We start from the raw sequence: 25,839 nt of genomic DNA, 5'->3' as shown, positions 1-25,839 counted from the left end.
GGCCCACCCCGAGCTCCGCTCCCGCCCCACCCGGCCGCACCCGCTCTTCGCGGGCCTGGTCGGCGCGGCGATCGAGCGGCAGCGCGAGCTGCGGTTCCCCATCGACGTCGACGCGCCCGTCGAGGTCCCGGCCGACGCCTGACGCCCCGGCTGGTTGAGGAAGGCGCGCTGGCGCTTGTCTCGAAACCCGCCGGGCCGGCCATCCCGCGGGTCGCGGTACGCCGGGCGTGGGGTCGGACCCTGCGGCTCCCGCCGGACGGGCAGGCCCGGTCCGCGGCCCGGGTGACCGTGGTTGCTGCCCCGCGTCCCTCACCGGGTTTCGACACGGTCGGCGCTGGGGCGCCTCCCTGCTCAACCAGCGGAGGCCGCGGGTCCCGTGTCGACCAGCGCTGCGTCACGTGGCTGGGTAGCGTCCCAGGCATGGTGAACCTGGAGGACCGGGCGGAGCGGTGGCCGGTGGCGGAGAGCAGCTACGTCTACGAGGGCGACTGGGTGGTCTCGTTGCGGGCCGACCGGGTGCGGCGCGAGGGGGCGGAGGGCGAGGAGCCCTTCCGGCGGCTCGTGCTGGAGCACCCGGGGGCGGTGATCGTGCTGGCGGTGGACGACGGGGAGCGCGTGCTGTGCCTGTCGCAGTACCGCCACGCCGCAGGTCGCCGGTTCGTCGAGCTGCCGGCGGGGCTGCTGGACGGTCCGGCGGAGGAGGAGCCGCTCGACGTCGCCCAGCGGGAGCTGCGGGAGGAGGCGTTGCTGGAGGCGGAGGAGTGGACGCATCTCGGCACGACCTGGTCGTCGCCGGGGATCTCCGCGGAGGTCATGCACCTCTTCCTCGCCCGGGGGCTGAGCACCGCGGACCGCGGGCAGTTCGTGCTCGAGCACGAGGAGGCCGACATGGAGACGTTCTGGGCGCCGTTCGCCGAGCTGCGGACGGCCGTGCTCGACGGCCGGGTCGCGGACGGGCCGCTGGTGCAGGCGGTGCTGCTGGCCGAGGCGAAGGGTCTGGTGGGGAACGGCGCGACGTGACCCACGTGACACCTCGCGGCGGTAGTGTCGAGACGTCGTCACGACGAGGTGGCGGCGTACCCGCGGCAGACAGGAAACCACGCCCGTGAAGGTCGGTGTCCCCAGAGAGGTCAAGGACCACGAGTACCGCGTGGCCATCACCCCCGTCGGCGTCCACGAGCTCGTCTCGCACGGGCACGAGGTGCTCGTCGAGACCGGCGCGGGCGTCGGGTCGTCGATCTCCGACGAGGAGTACTCCGCCGCCGGCGCCAGCATCGTCGGGAGCGCCGACGACACCTGGGGCGCCGCGGAGATGGTGCTCAAGGTCAAGGAGCCGGTCGCGGAGGAGTACCACCGGCTCCGCGAGGGCCTGACCCTGTTCACGTTCCTCCACCTGGCCGCGGACAAGCCGCTCACCGAGGAGCTCGTCGCGCGGGGGGTGACCTCGATCGCCTACGAGACCGTGCAGCTGCCCTCGGGCGGGTTGCCGCTGCTCTACCCGATGTCGGAGGTCGCCGGCTGCCTCGCGCCGCAGGTGGGTGCCTACGCGCTGCTCAAGGCCGAGGGCGGGCGCGGCGTGCTGCTCGGCGGCGTCGGCGGCGTCGCGAACGCCAAGGTGGTCGTGATCGGCGCCGGCGTGGCCGGCCAGAACGCCGCCAACATCGCCCTCGGCATGGGTGCCGACGTCACGCTGCTCGACACCGACCTGGACAAGCTGCGGATGTCGTTCTGGCGCTACAACAACCGGGTGCACGGGCTGGCGTCGTCCAAGCTCGCGATCGAGCAGCAGGTGGCCGAGGCGGACCTGGTCGTCGGTGCGGTGCTCATCCCGGGCGCCGCGGCGCCGAAGCTGGTGAGCAACGACCTGGTCGCGGCGATGAAGCCCGGGTCGGTGCTCGTGGACATCGCGGTCGACCAGGGCGGCTGCTTCGAGGACACCCGGCCCACGACGCACTCGGACCCGACGTACCAGGTGCACGGCTCGACGTTCTACTGCGTCGCCAACATGCCCGGCGCGGTGCCGAACACCTCGACCTACGCGCTGACCAACGCGACCCTGCCGTACGTCGTCGCGCTGGCCGGCCAGGGCTGGGAGCAGGCGTGCCGGGACGACCGGTCGCTGGCGCTCGGCCTCAACACGCACGCCGGTCGGCTGACGAGCAAGCCGGTCGGCGAGGCCGTCGGCATGGACGCGGTCTCGCCGGACGAGGTGCTGGCCTGAGCACCCAGCAGCGAGAGCAGCACCAGCAGGCGAGCCCGGCCGCCCGGGCGGTCCGCACCTACCTCGACCACCTCGCGGTCGAGCGCGGCCTGGCGGCGAACACGTTGTCGTCGTACCGGCGCGACCTGCGCCGCTATCTCGAGCACCTCGACGGCCTCGGCGTCACCGACCTCGCGGAGGTGACGGAGGCGACGGTGTCGGGCTTCCTCGCGCGGCTGCGGGAGGGTGACGCCGACCACCCGCCGCTGAGCTCGACGTCGGCCGCGCGCACGGTGGTCGCGGTGCGGGGGTTCCACAGGTTCGCGGTCGCCGACGGGCTGGCCGCGGTCGACCCGGCCAGCGCGGTCAAGCCGCCGACGCCGGCCAAGCGGCTGCCCAAGGCGCTCCCGCTGGCCGACGTCGAGGCGATCCTGGAGGCGGCCGGCGCCCCGGGCACGGCGCTGGCGCTGCGCGACCGGGCGCTGCTCGAGGTGCTCTACGGCACCGGCGCCCGGATCTCGGAGGCCGTCGGCCTCGACGTCGACGACCTCGACCCGGTCGACGGGACGGTCCTGCTGCGGGGCAAGGGCAGCAAGGAGCGGCTGGTGCCGGTCGGCTCCTACGCGCGGGAGGCGGTCGACGCCTACCTCGTCCGCGGCCGGCCGGAGCTCGCGTCCGCGGCGACGGGGACCGGCAACGGCGGCGCGCTCTTCCTCAACGCGCGCGGCGGCCGGCTCTCGCGGCAGTCGGCCTGGGCGGTGCTCGTCAAGGCCGCCGAACGGGCGGGCGTGACCGCCGACGTCTCGCCCCACACCCTGCGACACTCCTTCGCCACGCACCTGCTCGACGGCGGCGCGGACGTGCGCGTCGTGCAGGAGCTGCTGGGGCACGCGTCGGTCACCACCACCCAGGTCTACACACTGGTCACCGTGGACAACCTCCGTGAGGTCTTCGCGACCGCCCACCCCCGGGCCCGCGACTGATGGCCCGCTTCGCCGTACCAACGACCGACGACGCCGACGAGGTGTACGACGCCCTCACCGGCTGGGTCGAGTCGCAGGGGCTCTCGATGTATCCCCACCAGGAGGAGGCGGTCATCGAGCTGCTCGGCGGCAGCAACGTCGTGCTGGCCACGCCGACCGGCTCCGGCAAGTCCCTGGTGGCGGTCGGGGCGCACGCCGCCGCGCTGGCGACCGACCGGGTCAGCTTCTACACCGCGCCGATCAAGGCGCTGGTGAGCGAGAAGTTCTTCGCGCTGTGCGAGGTGTTCGGCGCCGACGACGTCGGCATGCTCACCGGTGACGCGTCGGTCAACCCCGACGCCCCGATCATCTGCTGCACCGCCGAGGTGCTGGCCAACCTGGCGCTGCGCGAGGGCACGCGTGCCGACGTCGGGCTCGTGGTCATGGACGAGTTCCACTACTACGCCGACCCGCAGCGCGGCTGGGCGTGGCAGGTGCCGCTGCTGGAGCTGCCGCAGGCGCAGTTCCTGCTCATGTCGGCGACGCTGGGCGACGTCAGCGGGCTGGCCGAGGACCTGACCCGCCGCAACGGCCGCGAGACGGCGCTGGTCGACCAGGCCGAGCGGCCCGTGCCGCTGCACTTCAGCTGGTCGTTGACCCCGATGGGGGAGATGCTCGAGGAGCTGGTCGCGACCGGGCAGGCGCCGGCGTACGTCGTCCACTTCACGCAGGCGGCCGCGGTCGAGCACGCCACCTCGCTCCTGGCCGCCAAGAAGATCGAGACCGCCGACAAGGACGCGCTGGCCGAGCGGCTCGCCGGCTTCCGGTTCGGCGCGGGCTTCGGCAAGACGCTGGCGAAGCTGCTCAAGCGGGGGATCGGCGTGCACCACGCCGGGATGCTGCCGCGCTACCGCCGCCTGGTCGAGCAGCTCGCGCAGGCGGGCCTGCTGACCGTCATCTGCGGCACCGACACGCTCGGGGTCGGCATCAACGTGCCGATCCGGACCGTGCTGTTCACCGGTCTGGCGAAGTACGACGGCACGCGGCAGCGGGTGCTGCGGTCGCGCGAGTTCCTGCAGATCGCCGGGCGCGCGGGCCGCGCGGGCTACGACACCGTCGGGTACGTCGTCGTCCAGGCCCCCGAGCACGTCATCGAGAACGAGAAGGCCAAGGCGAAGGCCGAGGCCAAGAACGCCGCGATGAGCGAGGAGAAGCGGGCCAAGCGCAAGTCGAAGGCGCAGCTGAAGAAGGCACCCGAGGGTGCGGTGGTGTGGACCGAGCAGACCTTCGAGAAGCTCGTCGCCGGCGTGCCCGAGCCGTTGACCAGCCGGATGAAGGTCGACAACGCGATGCTGCTCAACGTCCTCGCCCGCGAGGAGGACGCCTTCCCGGTCATGCGCCGGCTGATGCAGGACAACCACGAGGAGCGGCGCAGCCAGCTGCGGCTCAGCCGCCGGGCGCTGCGGCTGGCGCGCAGCCTGGTCCGCTCCGACGTGCTCACCCGGCTCGACGAGCCCGACGAGCACGGCCGGCGCTACGTGCTGACCGTCGACCTGCCGCCGGACTTCGCGCTGAACCAGCCCCTGGCCCACTTCGCGCTCGCCGCGCTGGACGTGCTCGACCCCGAGGCCGAGGAGCACACGCTCGACATCGTTTCGGTCGTCGAGGCCGTGCTCGAGGCGCCGCGGCAGATCCTCTTCGCCCAGCAGCACGCCGCCCGCGGTGAGGCGGTGGCGGAGATGAAGGCCGACGGCCTGGAGTACGACGAGCGGATGGCCCTCCTGGATGAGGTCACCTGGCCGCAGCCGCTGCGCGAGCTGCTCGAGGCGACGTACGAGCTCTACCGCCAGGGACACCCCTGGCTGCCGCCCGTCGAGCAGAGCGAGTCGCTCGCGCCGAAGTCGATCGCGCGCGAGATGTACGAGCAGGGGATGACGTTCACCGACTTCGTCTGCCGCTACCAGCTGGCCCGGTCCGAGGGGCTGGTGCTGCGCTACCTCACCGACGCGTACCGGACGCTGCGGCAGACCGTGCCGGAGAGCCACCGCACGCCGGAGCTCGACGACCTCGTCGAGTGGCTGGGGGAGACCGTGCGCCAGACCGACTCCTCGCTGCTGGACGAGTGGGAGGCGCTCAGCGACCCCGAGCACGTGCGTCGCGACGTCGCTGAGCACGCGCCGCCGCCACCGCCGCGGCCGATCTCCAAGCAGGACCGGGCGTTCCGGGTGATGATCCGCAACGCACTGTGGCGACGGGTCGAGCTGGTCGCCCGCGACGACCTCGACGGGTTGATGGCGATGGAGCGCGCCGACGCCGAGCGGGCCGACCCGCCGCTCGAGGTCGTCGTGACCCGGTCGGTGTGGGACGCGGGCATCGAGGAGTACTTCGCCGAGCACGACACCCTGCTCACCGACGCCGACGCCCGTGGGCCCGACCTCCTCGAGGTCCGGCCGGCCGCGCCCGACGAGTCCGGCTCGGAGGGACGGGCGTGGCTCGTCCGCCAGACGCTGCACGACCCCGAGGGCAACCACGACTGGGTCGTCGACGCCGTCGTCGACCTCGACGCCTCCGACGAGGCGGGCGAGCTGGTGCTTCAGACGCGCGCCTTCCACCGGTTGGGCGGCTGAGCGGGGCTTCCTGCCCCGGGTGGTCGCGGCCGGTGGGTGTTTGGTGGGGTGGGTGGTCGGCCACCGAGGGGGCGTGACCGACGCAGACCTGCCGCCCCACGTCCTCGTGCTCTTCGGCGCGCGGGGCGACCTCGCCAAGCGCAAGCTCTACCCCGGGCTGTACAAGCTGGCGGCGGCCGGCCGGTTGCCCGCGGCGTACGCGGTGATCGGCAGCGGGCGGAGCGCGCCGGACTCGCAGGAGGAGTTCCAGGACCTGGTCCGCGACGCGGTGCGGGACGGGGTGGACGACGTCGACCACGGGGTTCTGGACGACCTCGTCGGGCGGGTGTCGTTCCGGACGTCGTCGGCCGACGACGGGTCCGACCTCGCCGAGGCCGTCCGGGAGGCGGAGAGCGGGCTGACCGGGGAGGGCGGGGGCGACGACGTGCGCCGCCTGGTCTACCTCTCGGTGCCGCCGTCGGCGATGCAGGGGATGATCGCGATGCTCGGGCGGGAGGGGATCGCCGAGCGGGCGCGGCTGGTGGTCGAGAAGCCGTTCGGGCTGGACCTGGAGTCCTCCCGCGAGCTCGACCGGACGCTGCAGGACGTCGTCGCCGAGGACGCGGTCTTCCGCATCGACCACTTCCTCGGCAAGGAGGCGGTGCAGGACATCCTCGCGCTGCGGTTCGCCAACCGGCTGCTCGAGGCGGCCTGGTGCGCCCGCGACGTGGCGTCGGTGCAGATCGACGTGCCGGAGGACCTCGGGCTGGAGGGCCGAGGCGGGTTCTACGAGGGCACCGGCTGCCTGCGCGACATGATCTCCACCCACCTGTGCCAGCTGCTGGGCTTCGTGGCGATGGACCGCCCGCGCGACTTCAGCGCCGACGCGCTGCGGGACGCGAAGGCGGCGGTCTTCGCGGCGCTCGAGCCGTTCGACAAGGAGCGCACGGTCTTCGGGCAGTACGCCGGCTACCGCGAGGAGGACGACGTCGACGACGACTCCCAGGTGGAGACGTTCGTGGCGCTCGAGGCACGCATCGACAACGACCGCTGGCGCGGGGTGCCGTTCTACCTGCGCACCGGGAAGGCGCTCGCCGAGGGGCGCCGCACGATCACGCTGCGGTTCCGCGAGCCCGACGAGCCGCTCTTCGAGCAGGTCGCCTGCCCGCACGAGATCGCGCTGGAGCTGACCGACGAGCCGGAGGTCAAGGTCGACGTCCGCGCGAAGCGACCGGGCGCGCAGATGGTCGTGCAGGCCGCGACGATGCGGCTGGACCTGGAGACGGAGTTCCCCGACGCCGAGCCGCTCGAGGCCTACGAGCGGCTGCTGCTGGACGTGATGCGGGGCGACCAGATGCTCTTCACCCGCACCGACGAGGTCGACCGGCTCTGGCAGGTCTGCCAGCCGCTGCTCGACGACCCGCCCGAGCTGCAGACCTACGAGCAGGGCTCGTGGGGGCCGGACGCGGCCTCGGACCTCCCCGACGGCGGTTGGCGGCTCGGTGGCTGAGGCACCCGGGGAGTCACCGGGGGAGACGCGCCCGTCGTACCCGCCGATCGCCGACCACGGCCTCGTCGGCGACCTGCGCACCTGCGCCCTGGTCGACACCCGCGGCACGATCGACTGGCTGTGCGTGCCGCGCTTCGACTCGCCGAGCGTCTTCGGGAGCCTGCTCGACCCGGACGCGGGGGCGTGGCGGCTGGAGCCGGTGGGGGAGACCACGACGACCCACCAGTTCTACCTGCCGGACACCAACATCCTCATCACCCGGTTCCACACCGAGGACGGCGTGGCCGAGGTGCACGACTTCATGCCCGTGCTGCGCGCCGACGACCCGGACCACCGCCAACGGGTCGTACGTCGCGTGGCCGGCGTGCGGGGCACCACCCGGCTGCGGATGGTGCTCACGGCGCGGCCGGACTACGGCCGGGCAGGCGTGGAGGTCACCGAGGTCGAGGGTGGGCTGCTGCTGACCGGCGACGACGTGCGCCTGGGCCTGTCCGCGACGACCGGCCTCGACGTCGAGGACGGCACGGTGAGCGCGGAGGTGGACGTCAGCACGGGCGACCACGTGCTGTTCGTGCTGGAGGTGCTCGACGAGGACCGCGAGGTCCACCCCGGGGGCGAGCTCGACACCGACGAGCTGTTCGAGCGCACGTCGGCGTTCTGGCGCGGATGGCTCTCGCAGTCGACGTACGTGGGCCGCTGGCGGGAGATGGTCAACCGCTCCGCGCTCACCCTCAAGCTGCTGAGCCACGAGCCGTCCGGGGCGATCATCGCGGCGCCGACGACCAGCCTCCCGGAGGAGATCGGCGGTGGTCGGAACTGGGACTACCGCTACGTGTGGATCCGCGACGCGGCGTTCAGCCTCTACGCGTTGCTGAAGCTGGGGTTCACCGAGGAGGCGGCGCGGTTCATGGCGTGGCTCTCGGAACGGATGGGCGAGGACGCCGACGTCGACGACGAGCTGGGGCCGCTGCGGGTGGCCTACGACATCGACGGCAACATCCCCGACGAGCACGAGCTGGACCACCTGCGCGGCTACCGCGACTCCGCGCCGGTCCGGGTCGGCAACGCCGCGACCGGGCAGCTGCAGCTCGACATCTACGGCGAGCTGTTCGACTCGGTGTACCTGTTCAACAAGTACGGCCCCGGCATCAGCCACGACGCCTGGGCGGACCTCACCCGGTTGCTGTCGTGGGTGATGGACAACTGGGACCGCGAGGACGCGGGCATGTGGGAGGTCCGCGGCGACACCCAGAAGCACACGGTCTCGCGGCTGATGTGCTGGGTCGCGGTCGAGCGGATGATGCGCACCGCCCGCCAGCGCGGGCTGCCCGGCGAGCTGGCGCGGTGGGCGGAGGTCCGCGACGAGATCTACCGCCGGATCATGGACGACGGCTGGGACGAGGAGCTCGGGTCGTTCGTCGCGCACGAGGGCGCCACGACGGTCGACGCGAGCGTGCTGCTCATGCCGATGGTCAAGCTGGTGGCGCCCAACGACCCGCGGTTCCTCTCCTCGCTGGCGGTCGTCGAGGAGCGGCTGGTCTCCGACACGCTCGTCTTCCGCTACGAGCCGGAGCGGACCGACGACGGTGTCGACGGGCGCGAGGGGACGTTCTCGATGTGCTCGTTCTGGTACGTCGAGGCGCTCACCCGCGCCGGCCGGCTCGACGACGCCCGGCTGGCGCTGGAGAAGATGTTCACCTACGCCAACCACCTCGGCCTCTACGGCGAGCAGGTCGGCCTCACCGGCGAGCAGCTCGGCAACTTCCCGCAGGGCTTCACCCACCTCTCGCTGATCAGCGCCGCCACCAACCTCGACGAGGCGCTCGGCTGACCCCGTCCCGCACGGATGAGGGTCGGCGTACCGGCCCGACGGTCTCGTGCTGCCCAGCGTGCGCCGGGCCGCTCGCTCAGCAGCACGAGGCCGCGCGGGGGAGCCCCGTACGGTGGCAGGCATGACTGACGAGACGCCGCAGGTGAGGAACGACGAGGGCGAGCAGCGCTGGGTGGCCGAGCTCGACGGACAGGTCGCGGGGTACGCCGAGTACACCCGGGACGGCGGGACGGTCACCTTCACGCACACGGTCGTCGACGAGGCGTTCGAGGGGCGCGGGGTCGGCTCCGCGCTCGCGCGCACGGCCCTCGACGACGTGCGGGACCAGGGCGGGTCGAAGGTCGTCGCGCAGTGCTCGTTCATCGCCGGTTGGATCGACAAGCACCCCGACTACCAGGACCTGTTGGCCTGATCGTTCTCCACAGGTGGGTGCACAGGCCTGGTCGGGCCTGTGCACCCGGAGCGGGGCCGAGTGCACACGTCGTGCACAGATCGGGCTCCGACCCTGGGGGTTTCCGCCGTCGTGTTGTAGGGCGTCGGAACCCGGTCCTAGGGTGCGCGGGACGGTCACAAGTCGTGATGTCGACAAACGTCCCCGCCCGTGCGGCGTGGGTCGGGAACGAGGAGCAGCTGATGAGCGATGGTGGGTTCCACGCCGGGTCGGGAGCACCCGAGATGCCGCCCCTGGTCCGCACGCCCACCCCGCCGACGCGACCGGTGACCCCACTGGAGGACGATGCCCGCGTGACCGAGCCGCTCCCGTTCGAACGCCCCGTCCAGGCCGCCACGAAGGCGGGCCGGCCGACGGACGGCCCCGCGCTCGGCCCGACGGGCCGACCGATGCCGGTCATCCCCGACCCGAAGCCCGTCGCCGAGCACGGCAACGCCCGCGTGGTGTCGATGTGCAACCAGAAGGGCGGCGTCGGCAAGACCACGACGACGATCAACCTCGGCGCGTCGCTGGTCGAGCAGGGCCGGCGCGTGCTGCTCGTCGACTTCGACCCGCAGGGCTCGCTCTCGGTCGGCCTCGGGCTCAACCCGCACGAGATGGACCTGACGGTCTACAACCTGCTGATGGAGCGCGACGTCACCCTGCACGACGTCGTCGTCCCCTCCGGCGTGCCCGGCATGGACCTGCTGCCCTCCAACATCGACCTGTCGGCCGCCGAGGTCCAGCTGGTCCACGAGGTGGCGCGCGAGCAGACGCTGCAGCGCGTCCTGGCGCCGGCGCTGGCGGAGTACGACGTCGTCCTCATCGACTGCCAGCCCTCGCTGGGCCTGCTGACCGTCAACGCGCTGACCGCGAGCCACGGCGTGATCATCCCGCTCGAGTGCGAGTACTTCGCGCTGCGCGGCGTCGCGCTGCTGAAGACCACGATCGACAAGGTCCGCGAGCGGCTCAACCCCGGCCTGGAGATCGACGGCGTGCTCGGCACGATGTTCGACGGCCGCACCCTGCACTCCCGCGAGGTCATGGAGCGCCTGGTGCAGGCGTGGGGCGACACCGTGTTCCACACCGTCATCCGCCGGACCGTGAAGTTCTCCGACTCGACCGTCGCCGGCGAGCCGATCACGTCGTACGCCTCGGGCTCGGCCGGCGCCGACTCCTACCGCCAGCTCGCCAAGGAGGTGCTCGCCCGGTGGCCCGACGCGTGAGCCTGCCCTCGGCCGACGACCTGTTCCGCCCCACCGTCGTCCCCGACGACCAGGAGCCGGCCCCGAAGCCGCAGCAAGCGGTCCGGGCGGTGCCCGACCGGCCGGAGGCCCCCGAGGACCAGGCGCCGGAGCCGCAGCAGGCCGGACGGAAGAAGCCCAGCGGCCGGGTGCGCCACGACGAGAAGATGACGGTCTACGTCACCTCCGAGGAGCTCCTCGAGATCGAGCACGCGCGCCTCGCGCTGCGGCGCGGGCAGGGCCTCGCCGTCGACCGCGGCCGGCTGGTCCGCGAGGCGGTCGCGCTGGTGCTCGCCGACTACGAGGCGCACGGTGACGACAGCGCGCTGGTCCGGCGGCTGACCGAGGGATGACCCCGGCATGACGGCCGTCGAGCAGGAGGAGACCGGCCCGGGGTCCGCGGCCGGCTTCGAGCTGCACCTGGACAACTTCGACGGCCCGTTCGACCTGCTGCTGAGCCTCATCGCCAAGCACAAGCTCGACGTCACCGAGGTGGCGCTGTCGCGGGTCACCGACGAGTTCATCGCCCACGTCAAGGCCGGCGGGAGCGTCTGGGACCTCGAGCAGACGACGTCGTTCCTGCTCGTCGCCTCGACCCTGCTCGACCTCAAGGCCGCCCGGCTGCTGCCGCAGGGCGACGTCGAGGACGAGGAGGACCTCGCGCTGCTGGAGGCGCGCGACCTGCTCTTCGCCCGGCTGCTGCAGTACAAGGCGTTCAAGCAGGTCGCCGCGGTCCTCGAGACCAGGCTGGCCGGCGAGGCGCTGCGGCACCCGCGCGCCGTCGGGCTGGAGGAGCGGTACGCCACGCTGCTGCCGGAGGTGCTCATCGGCATCGGGCTGAAGCAGTTCGCGGCGCTGGCGGCGCGGGCGCTCGCCCCCAAGCCGGGGCCGCCGGAGGTCAGCCTGCAGCACATCCACGCGCCGCGGGTCAGCGTCCGCGAGCAGGCGGCCCTGGTGGTCGACCGGCTGCGGCGTACCGGCACGATGACCTTCCGCACGCTCTGCGGCGACAGCCCCGACACGCTCACCACCGTGGCGCGGTTCCTGTCGCTGCTCGAGCTGTTCCGCGAGGGCGCCGTCGCCTTCGACCAGGTGACGCCGCTGGGGGAGCTGACGGTGCGGTGGACCGGCGACGACGACGCGGACGTCGACGAGCTGGTCCGCGACGAGTTCGAGGGCGCGCCGCCGGAAGCGGCCGCGCCCCGGGGAGGCAGCGATGGGTGAGACCAGCACCGAGCAGGCCCAGCGGCAGGCCCAGCAGCAGGCCCAGCAACGGAGCGAGCAGGCAGAGCTCGAGGTGCCGCTGACCGCGCTGCGCCCCTCGCTGGAGGCGGTGCTCATGGTCGCCGACCAGCCGCTCGACGCACCGACGCTTGCGACGGCGGTGGGCCGGCCGGTTGACGAGGTGACGACGGCGCTGGCGGCGCTGGCGGGGGAGTACGACGAGCAGGACCGCGGCTTCGAGCTGCGCAACGTGGCCGGTGGCTGGCGGTTCTACACCCGCGAGGCCTTCGCCCCGGTGGTCGAGCGGTTCGTGCTCGAGGGCCAGCAGGCCCGGCTGACCCAGGCGGGGCTCGAGACGCTCGCGGTCGTCGCCTACAAGCAGCCGGTCTCCCGTGCGCGGGTCTCCGCGATCCGCGGGGTCAACGTCGACGGGGTCATGCGCACGCTGCTGAGCCGCGGCCTGGTCGAGGAGGCCGGCCAGGACGCCGAGACCGGCGCGAACCTCTACCGCACCACCGGGTACTTCCTCGAGCGGATCGGCGTCACCTCGCTCGACGACCTGCCCGAGCTGGCGCCCTACCTGCCCGACATGGACGACCTGGAGGACGAGCTGTCCGCGATGAGCACCCCCACCCCTGAGCCGGTCCCGGCCCCCGACCCGCTCGGCGAGCCCGAGCCGGAGCTGCCCCAGCCGGCGCCCGGCACCGGACCGGGCACCGAGCCCGACGGCGGGACGGAGCCCGCATGAGCGCCGGCACGAGCGGCGGCCGGGAGATCCAGACCGACGAGGACGGCTTGATCCGGCTGCAGAAGCTGCTGGCCCAGTCCGGCGTGGCCTCGCGCCGCCGCTGCGAGGAGCTGATGCTCGAGGGGTCCGTCGAGGTCGACGGCGAGGTCGTCACCCGGCTCGGCACCAAGGTCGACCCGCGCACCGCGGTGATCCGGGTCGAGGGCCGGCGGCTGCCGCCGGTCTCGGCCCACGTCTACCTGGCGCTGAACAAGCCGCGCGGCGTTGTCTCCACGATGTCGGACCCCGAGGGCCGCAGGACGCTCCAGGACCTCGTCGCCGACCGCCCCGAGCGGCTCTTCCACGTGGGCCGGCTCGACACCGACACCTCCGGCCTGATCCTCCTCACCAACGACGGCGACTTCGCGCAGCGCATGGCGCACCCGTCGTACGAGGTGGACAAGACCTACGTCGCCGAGGTCGAGGGCGAGGTGTTCCGCCGCACGATCAAGGCGCTGCTGGAGGGCGTCACGCTCGAGGACGGTCCGGTGACGGTGAAGAAGGCGAAGGTCGTCGAGTCGTTCCGCGACAAGTCGATCGTCGAGCTGGTCATCCACGAGGGCCGCAACCGGATCGTCCGCCGCCTGCTCGACCACGTCGGCCACCCCGTGCGGCGGCTCACCCGGACAGCGATCGGGCCGGTCCAGCTCGCCGGCATCCCGTCCGGCGGCATGCGCGAGCTCACCATCGACGAGCTCGGCGCGCTGCTGGACTCCGCCAGCATGTAGGGGCCAGCATGTAGGGGCCAGCATGTGACCACGGACCGGCGGGCGGCCCTACCGTGGACGGCGTGCCGGTCCCGCCCGCGCTGGAGCCGTACGTCGCCTCCCTGGTGTCGTACGACGTGACCCTGCCCGGTCCGGGGACCCACCGCGGCCTGCCGTCGACCGCGCTGACCTTCGTCCTCCCGGTCGGCGAGCCGCTGGACGTGGCGTGGGCCGGTGACCCGGGCAGCCGCACCGTCGCGTGGTCGAGCGTGTCGGGGCTGCACACCGCCCCCGCGGTCATCCGGCACTCAGGCACGCAGCGCGGTGTCCAGGTGGCGCTCACCCCGCTCGGCGCGCGCGCCCTGCTGGGCCTCCCGGCAGCGGACCTCGCCGCCCGGCTGCTGACGCTCGACGACCTCGGACGGCTCGCGCCGGCGCTGCGGCACCTGCCTGAGCGGCTCGCGGGGACGCCCGCCGGTGGCCGGGCGGCCCTCGTGGCCGCCGCGCTCACCGACCGGCTCCGGCGCAGGGACGCTGTCGCCCTGCGGCCGGAGGTCGGTCGGGCGCTCGCCCTGCTGACCCGGGGCGTGCCGGTCGCGGCGACCGCGGACGACGTCGGGTACTCGCGCCGGCACCTCGGCACCCTGGTGCGTGCGGAGACCGGGCTGGCCCCCAAGCAGCTGCACCGGCTGGGCCGCTTCGAGCGGTCGCGATCGCTGCTGGGCCGGCGTCCCCTGGCGGAGGTGGCGGCCGCCTGCGGCTACGCCGACCAGGCCCACCTCGCCCGCGAGTGGCGGGACCTGGCCGGCTGCCCGCCGAGCACGTGGATCGCCGAGGAGCTCCCGTTCGTCCAAGACCTGCCCGCAGCGCAGGAGGGACGGTGAGGGCATGAGCGAGATGCAGAGCCCGGCGGCCTCGGTCCGCCTCTGGCACACCCTGACCGTCCGCGACGCCCCGGCCATGACGGCGTGGCTGCGCGCCGTCGGCTTCGTCGAGCACGCGACGTACCGCGACGAGACCGACGAGAGTCTCGTCGTCCACGCCGAGTGGCTGTGGCCGGGCGGTGGCGGGATCATGTTCGGCTCGGCGCGCCCCGACGCGGCCGTCGACAACGTCGGCACGTCCGCGGCGTACCTCGTCGCCGACGACCCCGACGCCGTGTTCGACGCGGCGGTCGCGGCGGGCGCGACCGTGCTGCGGCCGATGGTGGAGCAGCCCTACGGCGGGCGCGGCGGCAGCATCGCCGATCCGGAGGGCAACCACTGGTCGATCGGCAGCTACCAGCCGGGCTGAGCCGCGCCTCGGCGGCCGTTCGCCGCCCGCTAGCCTTGACCGGTCCCAGCGGCAGGCAGACGAGGAGTGGACGACGTGGCAGTGCGGGCGATCCGGGGAGCGACCCAGCTCGAGGAGGACTCCCGCGACCACATGCTCGAGCGGGTCGCGGAGATGGTCACCGACGTGATGGAGGCCAACGGCCTGGTCGTCGACGACTTCATCTCGGCGATCTTCACCGCGACCTCCGACCTGGTCTCGGAGTTCCCGGCGTACGCCGCCCGCCAGCTCGGCTTCGGCGAGGTGCCGCTGATCTGCGCGCGGGAGCTCGAGATCGAGCGCTCCATGCCGCGGGTGGTCCGGATGATGGCGCACGTCGAGACCGACCTGCCGCGCGCGGACATCACCCACGTCTACCTGCACGGCGCCGCCGCCCTGCGCCGCGACCTGACCCGCACCCGCGACGTCCCGGATGCCTGAGCAGGGCCGGGCGCACCCGGGCCTGCCCGATCTGACCGGCCCGGTCGAGGTCGTCGGCGCCGGCCTGCTCGGCACGTCGATCGGCCTGGCCTGCCGCCGGGCCGGCCTCGAGGTGCTGCTGACCGACACCTCGACCGAGAACGTCCGCACCGCCTCGGGCCTCGGCGCCGGCCGCCCGCGCACCGACGCGGACCGGCCCGCGCTCGTCGTGGTCGCGGTGCCGCCGGACCACCTCGGCGCGGTCATCGAGGCCGCGCTCGACGCCACCGAGGGCACCGACGCGGTCGTCACGGACGTCGGCAGCGTCAAGGGGGTCCCGCTCGCGGCGGTCGCCGACCACCGCGGGATCGCGCGGTACGTCGGCAGCCACCCGATGGCGGGCAGCGAGCGGTCGGGTCCGCTCGCCGGCTCCGCCGCGCTCTTCGACGGCCGCCCCTGGGCGATCACGCCGCACGCCGGCTCCGACCCCGTGGCCGTCGAGACGGTCGAGGCGCTGGTCCGGCTCGCCGGCGGCGTACCCGTCTGGTTGACGCCGGCCGAGCACGACCGCGCGGTGGCGCGCACCTCGCACGTGCCGCACCTGCTCTCCGCGCTGGTCGCCGGCCGGCTGGCCGACGGGCCGGAGAACCACCTCGCGCTGTCCGGCCAGGGCGTCCGCGACGTGACCCGGGTGGCCGCGGGCGACCCGCGCCTCTACGGCCAGATCGTCAGCGCCAACGCCGACGCGGTGGTCGCGCTGCTCGACGAGGTCCGCGCCGAGCTCGACCGGGTCCGCGCGGCCGTCGGCCGCGGCGACCGGGCCGCCCTCGAGGAGGTGCTCGAGCACGGCGTCGCGGGCACCCGCGTCATCCCTGCCAAGCACGGCGGGCCCGCCCGGCCGATGGCCTCGGTCTGGGTCTCGGTGCCCGACCACCCGGGCGAGCTGGCCCGGCTGCTGGCCGACGCGGTCGCGAGCGAGGTCAACATCGAGGACATCCGCATCGACCACGACCCAGGCCGACCGACCGGTCTGGTCGAGCTGCTCGTGGAGGAGGCGCGCGCCGAGCACCTGCTGGGCTCGTTGGAATCACGGGGCTGGACCACGCACCGGTAGGCTGCGCGTCCGTGACCAGCACCGCCGCGGACCGTCCCGACCTGTTCCCCGACAGGCTCGTCGTCGCTGTCGACGGCACCTCCGGCTCCGGGAAGTCCAGCACCTGCCGCGGTGTCGCGAGCCGGCTCGGGCTGCGGTACCTCGACACGGGGGCGATGTTCCGCGCCATGACCTGGTGGATGCTGGAGCAGGGGGTCGACGTCCACGACGCCGCGGCGGTCGCCGCGCGCTGCGACGAGCCGGTCATCGAGTCCGGCACGGACCCGACCGGCCCGACCATCACCGTCGACGGCGCCGACGTCGCGGCCGCGATCCGCACCGACGAGGTCACCGGCTCGGTCTCCCCGGTCAGCACCGTCCCCGAGGTCCGCGCCCGCCTGCTCGCGCTCCAGCGCTCCATCATCGGTGCGGACGTCGAGCCCGCCGGGATCGTCGTCGAGGGCCGCGACATCGGCTCGGTCGTCGTCCCCGACGCACCGGTCAAGCTCTACCTCACCGCCGACGCCGCCGCCCGGGCCTCCCGCCGCGCGGCCGAGCAGGGCGCCGTCGACGTCGCGGCCACCGAGCAGCTGCTGCTCTCGCGCGACCAGATCGACTCCGGACGCGCCACCGCGCCGCTGGTCATGGCCGACGGCGCCGTCCACGTCGACACCACCGGCTACACCCTCGACGAGGTGATCGAGCTGGTGGTCGGCATGGTCGACCGGGTCGGGACGTGACCCGGCCGGCGCCGGCCGTCCACCTCGAGCGGCCGCGCAGCGACCGGGTCCCGCACCCGTCGCGCCTGCTGCTGCACTCTGCCCGCCCGCTGGCCCGCTGGCTCGTCCGACGCCGCCACGGCGTCGACGTGATCGGCGCGGGTGTCGTCCCCGCCGCCGGACCGGTGATCTTCGCCGCCAACCACATCGGCGTGGCCGACGGCCCGCTGCTCGCCGCGTTCGCCCCGCGGCCCGTGCACGCGCTGACCAAGGTCGAGATGTTCCACGGCGCGATGGGGCGCTTCCTGCTCGCCTCCGGGCAGGTGCCGCTCGACCGCTTCCACCCGGACCCGTACGCCGTCAAGGTCTGCCTGCGCGTGCTGCGCGAGGCCGGCGCGGTGGGCATCTTCCCCGAGGGGCGCCGCGGCGACGGCGAGCTGGGCCGCTTCCACCGGGGCGCGGCGTACCTCGCCCTGGTCTCGGGTGCGCCGGTCGTGCCCGTCGCCTTCCTCGGCACCCGCGCGCCCGGCGCCCACATGGAGGAGCTGCCGCCGCGCGGAGCCCGGATCGCGATCTGCTTCGGGGAGCCCTGGACCGTCCCCGCCGTACCGTGGCCCCGTCGCCGGGAACAGGTCGAGCAGGCCTCGTTGTTCCTACGTGAGCACATGCTGGTCCAGCTGGACCACGCACGCAGGTCGACCGGGCTGGAGCTGCCGGGTCCGTTGCCAGCCACCGATGTCGAACCCGACCCCGCCACCGGGGTCACCGAGCAAGGAGCACCATGAGCGAGGTCCTCGGACCCGTCCCCGTCCTGGCCGTCGTCGGCCGACCCAACGTCGGCAAGTCGACGCTGGTCAACCGCATCATCGGACGCCGCGAGGCGGTCGTCGAGGACATCCCGGGCGTCACGCGCGACCGGGTGTCGTACGACGCCACGTGGGCCGGTCGCGCGTTCACCGTCGTCGACACCGGTGGCTGGGACCCCGACGCGCGCGGCCTCGCGCAGGCGATCGCCGCGCAGGCCGAGGTCGCGGTGAGCCTGGCCGACGCCGTGCTCTTCGTGGTCGACGCCACGGTCGGCATCACCGATGCCGACGAGGCCGTCGTGCGGATCCTGCGCAAGTCCGGCCGGCCCGTCGTGCTCGCCGCCAACAAGGTCGACGACGCGCGCACCGAGGCCGAGGCCTACGGGCTGTGGAACCTCGGGCTCGGCGAGCCGTACCCCGTCTCGGCCCTCCACGGGCGCGGCTCCGGTGACATGCTCGACGCGATCCTGGCGGCGCTGCCCGAGCCGCCCCCCGAGACGATCGGGGAGGAGGTCGGCGGTCCGCGCCGCATCGCCATCGTCGGCAAGCCGAACGTCGGCAAGTCCTCGCTGCTCAACAAGCTGGCGGGGGAGGAGCGGGTCGTCGTCGACAACGTCGCCGGCACCACCGTCGACCCGGTCGACGAGCTGGTCGAGCTGGGCGGCCGCCAGTGGCGCTTCATCGACACCGCCGGCATCCGCAAGCGGGTCAAGGAGGCGTCGGGCCACGAGTACTACGCCTCGCTGCGCACCAGCACCGCCATCGACCGCGCCGAGCTCGCCGTGCTGGTCCTCGACGGGTCGCAGTCGATCTCCGAGCAGGACGTCCGCATCCTCCAGACCGTCCGCGAGGCCGGGCGCGCGCTGGTCATCGCGTTCAACAAGTGGGACCTCGTCGACGAGGAGCGCCGCTACTACCTCGACCGCGAGATCGAGCGCGAGCTGGTGCAGGTCCAGTGGGCGCCGCGGATCAACATCACCGCGCGCACCGGCTGGCACGTCGACCGGCTCGTCCCCGCGCTGGACAAGGCGCTCGAGGGCTGGGAGACCCGCATCGGCACCGGCGCGCTGAACAACTTCCTCGGCCGCCTCGTCGCCGAGCACCCGCACCCGGTGCGCAGCGGCAAGCAGCCGAAGATCCTCTTCGGCACCCAGGCCACGACCGCGCCGCCGACGTTCATCCTCTTCACCAGCGGCAAGCTCGAGGCGTCCTACGAGCGGTACGTCGAGCGCCGGCTGCGCGAGGAGTTCGGTTTCGTCGGTACGCCGATCGTGCTGCAGCAGCGGCCGCGGGAGAAGCGCAAGCGCTGACGGCTCCGGCCCGCTCGCCGTCCTCCGTGCCGGCGGCGGGTCGTGTGCCCTCCGACGCGGCCTGCCGCGTCCGCGGGCACACGACCCCGGATTCCGGTCCCGGGTCCAGACTGCGGTAGTGTTCACGCGCCCGCTCAAGCGGGTCTCGGGCTGTGGCGCAGCTTGGTAGCGCACTTGACTGGGGGTCAAGGGGTCGCAGGTTCAAATCCTGTCAGCCCGACCGAGAAGCGGCTCCTGGCCTGCGGAAACGCAGATCAGGAGCCGCTAGCTTTTTGAGTCAGATCGCCTTATGTCGCGTTTATGTCCCGAAAACCTTCGCGCTGATGACCCAGATTGGTGCCGAGGTGGCGTGCAGCCTGAGGTCGGGCCGGCGCTCGAACCAGCTGGAGTCAGTCGTCCGATGCGGTCGCTGTGGCCCGGCCGGCGAAGGATTGCAGGATGTGCGTCACGTCGGGTGTGGTCCGGTCCTTCTCGATGTAGAACTCCTTGGTAATTGCATCTGAGGAGTGGCCGAGGACGCGGGCTGCGGTGTCGGAGTCGACTAGGCGGTTGATCAAGGTCGCCACGGTCTTGCGGAAGGTGTGTGGCGTCACCCAGTCGAAGCCGGTGTCTTCGCGGATCGTGCGCCACCTCCGCTCGACGTTGCCGACCTGGTGCCAGGTGCCGTTGCGGGTGGCGAAGACCGCGTTGTAGTGATTGGGTTGTTGCTCGATTCGCCGTCTCATCAGAACGTCGACGGCAAATGGTGGTAGCGCGATGGTGCGCTTCGACGCGTCCGACTTCGGCTTGTGTTTCCGATAGGTGCCCTTCCCCGTCTCGGTCTTGATGGTGCCGGTGATGGACACCGTTGGCGGGGTGGCCTTCAGGTCGATGTCTGTCCATCGGAGCGCGAGTACTTCCCCGATCCGGCACCCTGTGGCGAGCAGCATGTCGACGATGTCTGGCATGTCCTGGTTCGGCTTCGGACCTGGCCGCTTCTTGGTCATCCAGGCGTCGACAGCGGAGCGGACCGCATTGAGATCGTCCACGGAGAGCGCTTGGACCTCCTTCTTCTGGCCCCGGAGTCGGGACGTGGAGGAGACCGGGTTGGCGGGAAGCGCATCGTCGATGACTGCAGCGTCGAACATCATCTTGAGGACCGTCTTGGTCTTCTTTCGGCGGCTGTGGGAGTCCTGAGATCTGATGAGCCGCTCCAGGCGCCCAGCTGTCGCCTCGCGCAGGCGAATGCTGCCGATGGCTGGATTGATGACGTTGTCGATGATGCGTTGATACTCGTTCGCGGTGGTTGCTTCGGAGCGCTGTTCGGCGCGATAGAGCGAGAGCCAGATCTCGGCAACCTTGCTGATCCGCATGTCGGGGCCGATGAGGTCACCCGTTGGCGCGTTTCGATCGGCGATCTTGGCTTTGAGTTCCCGCACTGCTGCGGCGGTACTTCGACCGGTGCCCTTGACTTCGCGCGTGACGCCGTCGAAGTCGCGGAAGCGGGTTCTTGCGCGGTAGACGCCGGGACGCACCTCGTTTGTCGTGATGGTCCCGAATGTCCCGATGGGCAGCGGGGGGCGAGCCATGGGCGTTCCTTACTGACGTCTGTGCTTTACCGATGTCGTGGACGCGTCCGTCGCGACATGGAGCTTCGCCGTCCGGACGTCGTCACTTGGTCGACCCCAGGGCCCCGATTGTCGCTTGCGATGCTGTTGTCGGTTTCGATGTCGGGGGTCTCGGCATGATCCTCGATCCACGAATCGAGATCCGAACGGCGGTATCGCAGTGCGCTGCCTACCTTCACTGCGCGTGGTCCGAACCCCGGGCGTCGGGTGCGCCACGTGTAGAGCGTCGACTTTGCGATTCCGATGTAGGCGGCCGCTTGATCAATATTCATGGTGGCCGGGGTGAGGGCGAACCGGACGCGTTCTGTCGGACCCGCCCCGTCGGTCGCCGGCGTGGTGCGTTCGCTCATGCTCGTCATGGTGTCCTCAGAACCGCGTTCGCTCTCCGGAGCCGGTGGCGGTCGGTGACCGCCGACGCTGAGGGCTTCCTTCGCCGTTGTCATCTCGTGTCTCCTTCGGATTGCTGAGGGTCTCGGTGGTCTCAGTCCACGTGACGTCTGACGTTCACCTAAGTGGTCCGATAGGCGCTGGGCGATCAATGCCACCCGGGGGCTCCCCGAATGGCTTGCCGTGGTTCGGCGAAGATGTCGTGACGCCGTGGCCGCCTTGGTGGGCGGTGTCTGCCTCGTTGGGCCGAGGGGGAAGGTGGCTCTTGTCGTTCGAGCGCGCGAGCATCGCCGTGGTGGCGGCAACAGACGCTGCGGACGCGGTTGCCGTACTCACGGAACGCAAGGCATCCGCGACCGGCTGGGGCACCGTGACGACGCGTCGGGCGAGGATGTCGGCGGGGGAGACCCATACAACGTCCCCCTCGGTCGGCGGGGTGGCCAGCCCGGACTCGACGTCGTTGTGCGCTCGGCGGGACAGGGCACGCGCTGGGCCGGTCAGGTTGGGGGTGTCGGCCTTTTCGGCGACGACGTGCGCGAGCTCGGAGCCGGCCTCGATCGCGCGGAGGCTTGCCATGGTGGCCTGGGGGAGTTCGGGGCAGGCGGCGATGGCCTCTGGTGTCGCCAGGGTGGTGGTGTCGTGCGTGATGTGGCGATAGGCGGCTCGGACCTCTGCGGCAGCGCGAGCCAAGGGCTCGTCGAGGTGGGCGGCCGGGGGAACCAGGTCTCCCCAGCGGCTGGCCAGGTTGCTCCAGGAGCGGCCTGCGTCGGCGATCGCGGGCACCAGCCGCTCCGAGGGCTCGAGAACGCCGGCGGTGGCGGCCGCGTTGACGAGGACCATGCTGGCGCCGGCGATGAGCCCTTGTGTGCGGGTGATGAGCAGGACGTTGGCCGGCGCGAGGTGGCGGGCCAGGGCGCGGTGGGACTGGATGTCCCAGTTGGCCAGCGCCTGGGCCAGTCGGCCGGGGTCGACAGGACGGATGGCCTCGCCGGTGAGGGCGTGGGGGAACTGGTCGGTCAGGTAGCTGCGGGCGGTGTTCTCGCACGCGGACATCCGGTCGACCCAGACCCCGGTGGGTGCCACCGCATAGGGGGAGTGGTGCTGGGCCAGCTGGACGCGGCGGCCTGATTCGCGGGCGTCGGTGACGCGGTCGCGGCCGTTGTCGTGCAGGGCGACGTTGGCGGCGTGGGCGGTCAGGTAGAGGCCGTGCATGATCCTGGTGCGCGCTGCCTCGAGGTCGCGGTGGGCCTCGGTCTGCTCGTGCGGGATCTCGGCGCCGTAGCGACGGACCAGGGCGGCGGCGTTGAGGAGGGTCTGGGTCATCTGGTCGACGCGGGGGTTGGTCGGGCCTTGACCTGGCCAGGCTTTCCGGCCGGACAGGCTGGACTCGATGGTGGCGGCTTGGGCGGAGAGGCTGGTGATGGGGCGGTCGCGCTCGTCGACGCCTGGTCGCCGGCCAGGGAGGGAGGCCCACAGGTCCTCGGCGGCCGTGACCATCGTCGGCCAGCTGCGCAGCAGCGTGCCGGCGTCGTCGCCTCCGACGTCCATGAGCAGCTGGCGGGCCAGGTAGTCGACGTCGAAGAGCATCTCGCCGACGCTGCGCACGTCGCGCGAGGTCATCGGGATCTGGCCGACGTCGAAGAGCTCCTCGTCGATGTCGGCGTACGCGCGGCGCAGGTCAGTAGCCAAGGCCGCGGGCTTCCCGAATGAGGTCGCACAGGTCGACGACCAGCTGCGAGCCGTGGACGAGGTCCGGCTGGTGCAGGGGCAGTGGGTGGGTCAGCTCCTCAGCTTCGGTGAGCAGCTGCAGCGCGGTGCGCTCCTCGAGGTCAGCGAGCAGCTCGACGTAATCGGGCAGCTCGTAGTCGTCGGGCAGTAGGGCGCTGGCCCGGGAGTGAGCGAGATAGACACCCAGCCCGAGGTCGTGGAGCGGGGAGTCGGCGGCGGCCGCGTCGGCGTCGGTCCACACCTGGGTAGCGGCTTGGTGCAGCAGCTGGGCGATCGAGCCGAGACGGTCCCAGGTGCCGTCAGCGTTGAGTGCGTCCACGGGCGTTCCTTTCGGTTGGAGGTCGGTCTGGCCCCATGAACCCACGTTCCGGCCGCGGCCCGCTGCGCCGAGCGGCGGGCTGTGGATAACTCGGGGTGCTGTCGGCACCTGGGCACAAACTGGTCTCATTCGCCTATGTCGTCCGGCGGGTGTCGGACGATCACCGCGAGCAAAGTCAAGAGATCCGCACTAGTGCTGAAGGATGGATGAGGGTCGAGATGAGGTTCCCGATGACCGTGCTGAGGCTGGTGACGCTGGGGCCGGCACTGCTGGTGAGCTTCGTCCTCACCGTGGTGGTGTGCGCCCTGCTCCCGCCGGCACTTGACTTGGTGGTGTTCATGGCTGCCGGCGGGGTCCTGGTCGCGCTCGCGTTGGGTCAGCTGCAGCAGCCGGCGATCGCGGTGCTGACCAGCTCGCGCCCGGCGACCGAGACCGAGTTCCGGGTGATGGCGCCGGTGCTCGCCGAGCTGGCCGGCCGCGGCGTCGACATCGCCGCTGTGTTCGTACGCCGGGTGCAGCGTCCAAGCACCCCGGTTGCGGGGGCGATCGGGCGGGGCACTGTGGTGGTCAGCCCGGGCCTGGTCGACGCGACCTACCGGGGCGGCGTGACCAGGGCGGAAGCGGCCGCGGCACTGGCTCACGCTGTCGGCCGGCACCAGGCTCTGCGGCCGCGGCTGGAGCTGGCGGTGCTTGCGGCGACGACGCCGTGGTGGGTGGTGGTGGCGACGTTCCGAGGCGTGGGCCGGGCGTTCGCCTGGCTTCCGTTCATGCGGCTGGCCTGGACGCTGCGGGGCGTCGTGGGGGTCATCTGCGTGGTGCAGTCGGTCGCCGAGGGGCGTGCCGCGACTGGGCTTCTCGGCGGTGCGGTCGTCGCGTTGACCTACCTGGTGCCGGCAGCAGGCCGGCGGATCGAGCTCCGCGTCGAGGTCGAGGCCGACCGGTTCGTGCTCGCGCGCGGTCTCGGGCCCGTGCTGGCTGGTCTGCTGCGGCGCTTCGGGCACCCGATGACGCTCGAGCGGGTGCGGCAGTTGGAGGCGGTCGTCGAGCAGCATCAGCGGCCGCGGCTGCACCTGGTGCACGGCTGAGGCTGTTCGCTGGCGTGTCTCGCGGCCGACCGACGTGGGCTATTCGTCGTCGGCGAAGCCGGACGTGGAGTGATGCACGCAACCGCGGCCGTTGCCCTCGTGTGGCTTGTGGTTCATGCAGGGCAGCGAACCCAGCTTGTGCGAGCAGTCGACCCAGCGGACGGTCGAGGGTCCGGTGGTCGGTGCGAGTGCGGTGGCCATCGCGGCCCCCTATGGGCGCGGGCCGCAGTGGCGGCCGAGCTGGGGCCGCTGGTAGGCGGCGGTGTCGGTGTGGTCGTGCTGGCGGCTGGACCGGTGAGCCTGCGCGATCTCGGCGTCGGGGGAGGGGCCGGTGTCGGCGGCAGCGGCCTGGGCGGCTGCCTCCTCGCTGGCCCTGATCTCCGCGGCGCGCTGTCGTGCCTCTTCCTCGAGCGCGGCTTCCTCGCGAGCGGCGTCACTCATGTGAACTCCCATGGATCCCGTGGACCGGCACCGGCTGCGCCGGTCCTCCTGGTCACCTATGTGCGGGGCGAGGGTCCGGGCGATCACCGCGGCCGAACTCCTTGGAAGTCGGGTTGCCCCGGGTTCAGGCGGGCTGGGTCAGCAGCGTGGCGCCCAGCAGCTGCGCCGTGTGCTCGAGGACGGTGGGGGAACCGGTGGAGCTCGGACAGTCGCAGCACGGATGAGTGTCGTAGCCCTCGTCGACGACGATGCGGTGCAGCTGGCCACCGCCGGCGCGACAGCGTCGACCGGCGTGGGTGGGGCACTGCTCGGCCGCCACGGCGCAGGGAAGGCATGCCGCGGCCGGCGGGGGAGTGGCCTGGTGGTCGCGGTCCCAGTCGCGCCGCTGGCGCAGCAGCATGGCGGTCTGTTGCCACAGCGCGTGCTCGAGAAGCGCCGGCGCAGGCCGGCCGATCGCCTGGTCGACGGCCTTCCTGAGGAGCTGGTCACCGTAGGTGAGGATCCGCTCGTTGACGCCGCGGCCGTAGCACCAGCGGGCCAGCGTCTTGGCGGCCGTCGTCAGCTGCTCGTCCATGTGCGGCCCCCTCCCTCAGCAGATGGCCCACAGGCCACTGGCGGCCTCCTGGGCATCGTCGGCGGCCGCAGCGTACGAGTTTTCCCGGGCGAGATCCTGGGCTGTCTCGTAGCGGCTTGCGGCGCCGCGGGCAAGGAGCTCGTGGGCTACGTCGACCTCGTCGTAGTCGACGTAGCGCAGCGGACGGTCGTATCGGTTGCGGTCGGGCTGTCGACTGTCGGTGACGAGCCGGACGGTGCTGCCGACCGGCGCGAGGTCCTCGAGCATGTCGGTTGCCTGGTCGGCGTAGCACTCGGCGGGCGTCGGAGGGTGGGCGACTTCGGGGGCGTCGATGCCGAGCAGGCGGACTCGGCCGAGCGGGCGGCCGGCCAGATCCTCGACGCGGAGGGTGTCTCCGTCGACGACGGCCGTCACCCGCACTTGGGTGGCCGTGCCCTCCGATGGGTCGGCGCCTGTCGGGGTGCCGGGGAGGGCTGCGGTGATGCCGCCGGCGGTGAACGCGGCGATGGCAGCGGCGGCCAGGCCGACGAGGGCCTTC

At 72.5% G+C, this 25,839-nt stretch carries 28 protein-coding genes and 1 tRNA gene; 21 read left to right on the top strand and 8 right to left on the bottom strand.

Going from position 1 to position 25,839, the window contains the following annotated elements:
- Positions 1-420 precede the first annotated feature (420 nt).
- From G6553_RS18265 to G6553_RS18170, 20 genes are all read left to right on the top strand, one after another.
- Positions 421-1,020: an NUDIX hydrolase gene (locus G6553_RS18265; RefSeq protein ID WP_166196122.1), complete on the top strand. Its 600-nt coding sequence runs from the start codon at positions 421-423 to the stop codon at positions 1,018-1,020.
- A gap of 85 nt (positions 1,021-1,105) precedes the next feature.
- Entirely contained in the window at positions 1,106-2,221 is a 1,116-nt protein-coding gene (gene ald, locus G6553_RS18260; RefSeq protein ID WP_166196120.1) for an alanine dehydrogenase, read from the top strand.
- The gene (gene xerD / locus G6553_RS18255; RefSeq protein ID WP_166196132.1) at positions 2,218-3,183 is read left to right on the top strand and encodes a site-specific tyrosine recombinase XerD; all 966 of its coding nucleotides are present in this window, start codon (positions 2,218-2,220) and stop codon (positions 3,181-3,183) included. Before ald ends, xerD begins: the two co-directional genes overlap by 4 nt.
- Positions 3,183-5,789 carry a DEAD/DEAH box helicase gene (locus tag G6553_RS18250; protein WP_166196118.1) on the top strand — a complete coding sequence of 869 codons (2,607 nt, stop codon included), beginning with the start codon at positions 3,183-3,185 and terminating at the stop codon, positions 5,787-5,789. The genes xerD and G6553_RS18250 overlap by 1 nt, the downstream gene beginning before the upstream one ends.
- Positions 5,790-5,862: 73 nt before the next feature.
- The gene (gene zwf, locus G6553_RS18245; protein ID WP_166196116.1) at positions 5,863-7,278 is read left to right on the top strand and encodes a glucose-6-phosphate dehydrogenase; all 1,416 of its coding nucleotides are present in this window, start codon (positions 5,863-5,865) and stop codon (positions 7,276-7,278) included.
- Positions 7,271-9,109: a glycoside hydrolase family 15 protein gene (locus G6553_RS22285; RefSeq protein WP_166196114.1), complete on the top strand. Its 1,839-nt coding sequence runs from the start codon at positions 7,271-7,273 to the stop codon at positions 9,107-9,109. The genes zwf and G6553_RS22285 overlap by 8 nt, the downstream gene beginning before the upstream one ends.
- A gap of 46 nt (positions 9,110-9,155) precedes the next feature.
- Positions 9,156-9,521, top strand: coding sequence for a GNAT family N-acetyltransferase (locus G6553_RS18235; RefSeq protein ID WP_347565797.1), 366 nt, complete (start codon positions 9,156-9,158; stop codon positions 9,519-9,521).
- 221 nt (positions 9,522-9,742) lie between these two features.
- Positions 9,743-10,765: a ParA family protein gene (locus G6553_RS18230; RefSeq protein WP_242680628.1), complete on the top strand. Its 1,023-nt coding sequence runs from the start codon at positions 9,743-9,745 to the stop codon at positions 10,763-10,765.
- Positions 10,750-11,136: a hypothetical protein gene (locus G6553_RS18225; protein WP_166196111.1), complete on the top strand. Its 387-nt coding sequence runs from the start codon at positions 10,750-10,752 to the stop codon at positions 11,134-11,136. The genes G6553_RS18230 and G6553_RS18225 overlap by 16 nt, the downstream gene beginning before the upstream one ends.
- Before the next feature lie 7 nt (positions 11,137-11,143).
- Entirely contained in the window at positions 11,144-12,007 is an 864-nt protein-coding gene (locus tag G6553_RS18220; protein ID WP_166196109.1) for a segregation/condensation protein A, read from the top strand.
- Entirely contained in the window at positions 12,000-12,755 is a 756-nt protein-coding gene (gene scpB / locus G6553_RS18215) for an SMC-Scp complex subunit ScpB (RefSeq protein WP_166196107.1), read from the top strand. Before G6553_RS18220 ends, scpB begins: the two co-directional genes overlap by 8 nt.
- Entirely contained in the window at positions 12,752-13,522 is a 771-nt protein-coding gene (locus G6553_RS18210) for a pseudouridine synthase (protein ID WP_166196105.1), read from the top strand. Before scpB ends, G6553_RS18210 begins: the two co-directional genes overlap by 4 nt.
- Before the next feature lie 62 nt (positions 13,523-13,584).
- Positions 13,585-14,385 carry an AraC family transcriptional regulator gene (locus G6553_RS18205; RefSeq protein ID WP_166196103.1) on the top strand — a complete coding sequence of 267 codons (801 nt, stop codon included), beginning with the start codon at positions 13,585-13,587 and terminating at the stop codon, positions 14,383-14,385.
- A gap of 4 nt (positions 14,386-14,389) precedes the next feature.
- Positions 14,390-14,794, top strand: coding sequence for a VOC family protein (locus tag G6553_RS18200; RefSeq protein ID WP_166196101.1), 405 nt, complete (start codon positions 14,390-14,392; stop codon positions 14,792-14,794).
- Positions 14,795-14,869: 75 nt separating this feature from the next.
- The gene (gene aroH / locus G6553_RS18195) at positions 14,870-15,253 is read left to right on the top strand and encodes a chorismate mutase (protein ID WP_166196099.1); all 384 of its coding nucleotides are present in this window, start codon (positions 14,870-14,872) and stop codon (positions 15,251-15,253) included.
- Positions 15,246-16,346: a prephenate dehydrogenase gene (locus G6553_RS18190; RefSeq protein WP_166196097.1), complete on the top strand. Its 1,101-nt coding sequence runs from the start codon at positions 15,246-15,248 to the stop codon at positions 16,344-16,346. Before aroH ends, G6553_RS18190 begins: the two co-directional genes overlap by 8 nt.
- Positions 16,347-16,357: 11 nt before the next feature.
- Positions 16,358-17,065 (top strand): (d)CMP kinase, encoded by a 708-nt coding sequence (cmk, locus tag G6553_RS18185; protein WP_347565796.1) that lies wholly within the window; start codon positions 16,358-16,360, stop codon positions 17,063-17,065.
- The gene (locus G6553_RS18180) at positions 17,062-17,829 is read left to right on the top strand and encodes a lysophospholipid acyltransferase family protein (protein ID WP_166196095.1); all 768 of its coding nucleotides are present in this window, start codon (positions 17,062-17,064) and stop codon (positions 17,827-17,829) included. Before cmk ends, G6553_RS18180 begins: the two co-directional genes overlap by 4 nt.
- On the top strand, positions 17,826-19,160 hold the full coding sequence (gene der / locus G6553_RS18175; RefSeq protein WP_166196093.1) for a ribosome biogenesis GTPase Der: 1,335 nt from the start codon (positions 17,826-17,828) through the stop codon (positions 19,158-19,160). The genes G6553_RS18180 and der overlap by 4 nt, the downstream gene beginning before the upstream one ends.
- Positions 19,161-19,306: 146 nt before the next feature.
- A tRNA-Pro gene (locus G6553_RS18170) sits at positions 19,307-19,380 on the top strand.
- A 169-nt stretch (positions 19,381-19,549) separates the two neighbouring features.
- Here G6553_RS18170 and G6553_RS18165 read toward each other — a convergent pair.
- The 4 genes from G6553_RS18165 to G6553_RS18150 form a co-directional block, all read right to left on the bottom strand.
- Entirely contained in the window at positions 19,550-20,728 is a 1,179-nt protein-coding gene (locus G6553_RS18165; protein ID WP_166196092.1) for a site-specific integrase, read from the bottom strand.
- A 26-nt stretch (positions 20,729-20,754) separates the two neighbouring features.
- A complete protein-coding gene (locus G6553_RS18160; protein ID WP_207619973.1) occupies positions 20,755-21,117 on the bottom strand; it encodes a helix-turn-helix domain-containing protein in 363 nt (120 codons plus the stop codon).
- Positions 21,118-21,271: 154 nt separating this feature from the next.
- Positions 21,272-22,843 (bottom strand): hypothetical protein, encoded by a 1,572-nt coding sequence (locus G6553_RS18155; protein ID WP_166196091.1) that lies wholly within the window; start codon positions 22,841-22,843, stop codon positions 21,272-21,274.
- Entirely contained in the window at positions 22,833-23,201 is a 369-nt protein-coding gene (locus G6553_RS18150) for a hypothetical protein (protein WP_166196089.1), read from the bottom strand. The genes G6553_RS18155 and G6553_RS18150 overlap by 11 nt, the downstream gene beginning before the upstream one ends.
- A 95-nt stretch (positions 23,202-23,296) precedes the next feature.
- On the opposite strand from G6553_RS18150, the gene G6553_RS18145 reads away from it, so the two are divergent.
- Positions 23,297-24,286, top strand: a complete 990-nt coding sequence (locus G6553_RS18145) for a hypothetical protein (protein WP_166196087.1) — start codon at positions 23,297-23,299, stop codon at positions 24,284-24,286.
- A gap of 39 nt (positions 24,287-24,325) precedes the next feature.
- On the opposite strand, the gene G6553_RS18140 is transcribed toward G6553_RS18145, so the two are convergent.
- The 4 genes from G6553_RS18140 to G6553_RS18125 all read right to left on the bottom strand — a co-directional run.
- Positions 24,326-24,487, bottom strand: a complete 162-nt coding sequence (locus tag G6553_RS18140; protein WP_166196085.1) for a hypothetical protein — start codon at positions 24,485-24,487, stop codon at positions 24,326-24,328.
- Positions 24,488-24,496: 9 nt separating this feature from the next.
- Complete coding sequence (locus G6553_RS18135) at positions 24,497-24,727, bottom strand: hypothetical protein (protein ID WP_166196083.1); 231 nt, start codon at positions 24,725-24,727, stop codon at positions 24,497-24,499.
- Between the two features lie 124 nt (positions 24,728-24,851).
- Positions 24,852-25,301: a hypothetical protein gene (locus tag G6553_RS18130; RefSeq protein WP_166196081.1), complete on the bottom strand. Its 450-nt coding sequence runs from the start codon at positions 25,299-25,301 to the stop codon at positions 24,852-24,854.
- Between the two features lie 15 nt (positions 25,302-25,316).
- Positions 25,317-25,839 (bottom strand): thermonuclease family protein (locus G6553_RS18125; RefSeq protein ID WP_166196079.1); only part of this gene is annotated, 523 nt, incomplete at its 5' end.

This window comes from Nocardioides sp. IC4_145, assembly GCF_011250565.1.
GTDB lineage: Bacteria > Actinomycetota > Actinomycetes > Propionibacteriales > Nocardioidaceae > Nocardioides.
Note: the sequence above shows the minus strand (reverse complement) of the source record. Positions and strands in the feature narration are given on the sequence as shown.